Source organism: Desulfobulbus alkaliphilus, from assembly GCF_016918545.1.
Taxonomy (GTDB): domain Bacteria; phylum Desulfobacterota; class Desulfobulbia; order Desulfobulbales; family Desulfobulbaceae; genus Desulfobulbus; species Desulfobulbus alkaliphilus.
In genome coordinates this window covers 1-428 of sequence record NZ_JAFFQC010000300.1, presented here as the reverse complement: position 1 = coordinate 428, position 428 = coordinate 1, and the positions used below count along the sequence as shown (strand labels likewise).

The 428-nt window shown below is 63.8% G+C and carries 1 pseudogene; it reads right to left on the bottom strand.

Going from position 1 to position 428, the window contains the following annotated elements:
- A pseudogene (locus JWG43_RS20970) lies at nt 1–428 on the bottom strand (peptidase S10); the annotation flags it as partial.

The window sequence follows — 428 nt, the reverse complement described above, 5'->3', positions numbered from 1 at the left end:
GTATTCGACGTCGGTCTTGTAGTTCAGTTCATTGGCCACGTAGTCGCGGAAGATGCCGAAATAAGCCCCCGTCACGGCCGAGCTGGACGGATCATCCTCCGGCTCGCCGCCCGCCGCATCTTCATCCAGACCCATGTAGCGGGTGTCCAGCCGCCCGATCGTCTGGCGCCGGTCGCGCAGCAGTTCCTTGCGGAATGCCCCGAGGTCCACTCGCATATTCGCGTTGTCGATGAAGGTGGTCGACAGGCCGGTCAGGTCGCTCATCTGACGCACGATCTGGGCGCGCTCGGCGTCAGAGATCATATGCCCCTTGGCCAGAGCAGAGGCATACGGCCCCAATGCGAAGTCGCGCGCGCGCTGGACCTGTTCTTCGACCGTCGCGGCCGGGTTCGCCAACTTGCGATGATACCAGGCCGTCGCCGCATAGG